This window comes from Streptomyces azureus (genome assembly GCF_001270025.1).
In the GTDB taxonomy this organism is placed as follows: domain Bacteria; phylum Actinomycetota; class Actinomycetes; order Streptomycetales; family Streptomycetaceae; genus Streptomyces; species Streptomyces azureus.
The window spans coordinates 1-3,336 of record NZ_DF968322.1 but is presented as its reverse complement, the minus strand read 5'-3'; the positions used below and the strand labels follow the sequence as shown (position 1 = coordinate 3,336).

General features: G+C 73.4%; 4 protein-coding genes. All 4 read right to left on the bottom strand.

What is annotated here, in order from left to right; translation table 11 throughout:
* Positions 1-39: 39 nt before the first annotated feature.
* Positions 40-729, bottom strand: a complete 690-nt coding sequence (locus AOQ53_RS23190; protein WP_059420096.1) for a class F sortase — start codon at positions 727-729, stop codon at positions 40-42.
* A gap of 2 nt (positions 730-731) precedes the next feature.
* Entirely contained in the window at positions 732-1,529 is a 798-nt protein-coding gene (locus AOQ53_RS23185; protein ID WP_059420094.1) for a hypothetical protein, read from the bottom strand.
* Positions 1,530-1,670: 141 nt separating this feature from the next.
* The gene (locus AOQ53_RS23180; RefSeq protein WP_059420093.1) at positions 1,671-2,450 is read right to left on the bottom strand and encodes an HAD-IIA family hydrolase; all 780 of its coding nucleotides are present in this window, start codon (positions 2,448-2,450) and stop codon (positions 1,671-1,673) included.
* Positions 2,451-2,579: 129 nt separating this feature from the next.
* Positions 2,580-3,336 (bottom strand): LPXTG cell wall anchor domain-containing protein (locus AOQ53_RS23175; RefSeq protein WP_059420092.1); only part of this gene is annotated, 757 nt, incomplete at its 5' end.

Below are 3,336 nucleotides of genomic sequence, written 5' to 3'. Positions count from 1 at the left end.
CCGCCCCCCCCCCCCCGACACCTCCCTTCTTCGTCGCGGTCAAGGACGACACCCCCATCCACAACCCGTCAGATACGCCGACACCACCACGTTCGCCGTGTAGCTGCGGGTCGTACGGTCGAAGCTGCCGCCGCAGGTGACCAGCCGCAGCTCGGCCCGCCCCGACTCGCGGGGCCCGTAGGCCTGGTGTGCGTCGAAGTGGTCGCGGGTGAGGACCTGGACGGACTCGACGGTGAACTCCGCGACCTTGGCGTCGGCCCGGACCACCCGGATCGTCTGACCCGGCCGCATGGCACTGACCTTGTAGAAGACGGCCGGCCGGGAGTCGGTGTCGACGTGACCGACCATCAGCGCGGTCCCCGGCGCCCCGGGTGCCACGCCGCCCGCGTACCAGCCGACCACGCCCGGCTGGTCGTACGGCGGCGGATCGAGCGCGCCGCGCGCGTCCAGCCCACGCGCCACCACTGGCGCCTGCACCCCGAGCCCGGGGATGTCGACGCGCTGCGGCAGCGCGTCGCCCAACGGGCGGTGCGCGGGCGGCAGTTTCACGTCCGGGGGCCGTCCGGCCGCCGCCATGTCGCCCGTGGTGGGCGCGGAAATGCCGTGCCGTACGTCGGTCACCTCGCGGCCCCACAGCCACAGCCCGAGCAGCAGCGCCACCCAGGCGACACCGGCCAGCAGGCGGCCGGTGCCCGAGGCGTGTCCCTTGATTCGATCCTGGTCGGACATGGTCAGTCCGTTCCGCGGCTCCGGCGGACACCGCCCAGCGCGACGACCACCGCGGCCACTCCCGCGAGAATCAGGCCGGTCACCCCCTGTGCCGTACCGGGACCGGCTCCGCGGTCCTCGGCGGCGACGAGGTCCGCCGCGCCACCACCACCCGCCTGGACGGGGGCGACGGGTGAGGGGTAGGCGCCCGGCGGCCGGGAGGCGGGCCGCTGCTCATCGCCTCCGGACGCGGGCCGCTGCCCGTCGTCGCCGGACGCGGACGGCTGTCCACCGCCCTCGGGCATGGGCGGCTGCCCGCCGGTCCCGGGTGCCGGCGGCTGCCCGATCGTGCCGGGTGCGGGCGGCTGCCCGACGGTCCCGGACACGGACTCGGGTGGCCGGTCACCGGTCCAGGGTGCGGGCGGCTGTCCACCGGTCCCGGACACGGACGAATTCTCGCTCCCCGCCCCGGACGCGGACCACCGCCTCTCACCCTCCCGGACGGCGAACGTGCCGGTCCGTTCGGTCTCCCCGCAGGTGACCTTCACGGCGTACGTCCCCGCGTCGAGCGTGGAGCGGACGCGGCTGTCGCCGACGAGTTCACCGTCGGTGACGGTGAGCCGCGCGTCCGCGACGAACGCCGCCGAGCGGGCGACGGCCGTCCTCTCCGCACAGTCGGTCACGCGGAGCGTGACGTCACTGCCGGGCGCGGGGGTCGCCGGGGTCACCGAGACGCCCCCTGCGTCCGCCGCGTAGGCCGCCGGGGTGAGGGCGGCCGCGACCAGGACGCTCGTACAGACAGTGTCTCTCAGGGAACCCATCGTGAACCTCCAGACGCCTGGAGCCTCCCCCGCACGGTCGGCCCCCGCATCCTCAGGGACGCGAGGGCTGCTCCATACGAGTGGCGACGGGTTTGGGCTCCGGTCCGCTGCCTCGGCCCGGAGGTCCGCTGCCTCCCGGGCTCAGACCCGGTCGACGAGGTCCGCGATCGAGTCCACGACCTGCGACGGCCGGTACGGGAAGCCCTCGACCTGGTCGGGCCGGGTCAGGCCGGTGAGCACCAGGTACGTCTGCATCCCGGCCTCCATGCCCGCCAGCACGTCCGTGTCCATGCGGTCGCCGATCATCGCGCTGCTCTCGGAGTGCGCCCCGATGGCGTTCAGCCCGGTCCGCATCATCAGGGGGTTCGGCTTGCCCGCGAAGTACGGCTTCTTGCCGGTCGCCTGGGTGATCAGCGCGGCCACGGCACCGGTCGCGGGCAGCGGGCCCTCGGTGGACGGGCCCGTCTCGTCGGGGTTGGTGCAGATGAAACGGGCGCCGCCGAGGATGAGCCGTACCGCCTTCGTCATGGCCTCGAAGGAGTACGTGCGGGTCTCGCCGAGGACGACGTAGTCCGGCTCGTGGTCGGTCAGGATGTAGCCGATGTCGTGCAGCGCGGTGGTCAGGCCGGCCTCGCCGATGACGTACGCCGAGCCGCCCGGCCGCTGGTCGTCCAGGAACTGGGCCGTGGCCAGGGCCGAGGTCCAGATGCTCTCGATCGGCACCTCCAGGCCCATGCGGCGCAGCCGGGCGTGCAGGTCGCGCGGGGTGTACATCGAGTTGTTGGTGAGGACCAGGAAGGGCTTCCCGGACTCGCGCAGCTTCTTGAGGAAGGCGTCGGCGCCGGGGATCGGTACGCCCTCGTGGATGAGCACACCGTCCATGTCGGTGAGCCACGACTCGATGGGCTTGCGGTCTGCCATGTGCGGGATCTCCTGCCGTACGCGGGCCGGCGTGCGCCTTGGGGCCAGGAGCCCAAGCCTAAACAGTGGCCGGATCTTGTGGAATGGCCTGCGTACGGCGTCCCGACAGGCGGGACAGGTCCACGCGCCTCAGCGGCGCCTGCGGGCGAGGAGCAGTGCCCCGCCCCCGGCGATCAGTACCGCCGCGGCGGCAGCGGCGACCTGGCCGCCGGATCCCGTACGGGCGAGTTCCTCGGCGAACGGGAAGCGGTCCTCGCGGGGCGGGACGGACTCCTCGGACTCCGGCAGGGAGTCGGTACCGCCGTCGGCCTCCTGCTCACCCCTGTCGATCTCACCCCTGCCGATCGGGCCGTCGCCGTCGATCCCGAACCGGTAGTCGTTCGACTGCCCGACCCAGTCGCCGTCGTCGTCGTGCCGCTGCACCACGGCGGCGTTGGCGGTCACGTCGTTCGGCACGGCGTCCGAAGTGACCGCGAGCCGCACCTTCACGGTGACGGTCTTCCCCGGTCCGACCGTGAACCCGGCGAAGCGGTCCTCCTCGTCGGCGAACGCCCCGACGAGCTCGTCCTCTTCGGTCTTCTCGAACCGCACGGGGTGCGCCCGCGCCCCCTCGAAGAACTCCAGCCGGGGCTGCGACGGCTCCAGCGCCCGCTTGTCGTCGACGAGCACGACGACGGGGTGGATACCGGTGCACGGCCGGTCGGTCGTGTTGGTCAGATCGAGATACCAGGTCCCGAACCCGCCCCCGGCCGTGTAGGCGTCGGGCCCGCCGTGGATGCGGGTGGTGAGCGGGAAGGTGTGGTCGTCGGGCGCGGCACAGGCGGGCGCCGGGTCGTCCGCGTACGCCGGATGGGCCCCAGCGAGCAGGACGGCAGCTGCCGCCGCC

Coding starts and splice junctions, on each gene's coding strand:
- AOQ53_RS23185 (WP_059420094.1), bottom strand. CDS start 1,529: ATGGGTTCCCTGAGAGACACTGTCTGTACGAGCGTCCTGGTCGCGGCC.
- AOQ53_RS23180 (WP_059420093.1), bottom strand. CDS start 2,450: ATGGCAGACCGCAAGCCCATCGAGTCGTGGCTCACCGACATGGACGGT.
- AOQ53_RS23190 (WP_059420096.1), bottom strand. CDS start 729: ATGTCCGACCAGGATCGAATCAAGGGACACGCCTCGGGCACCGGCCGC.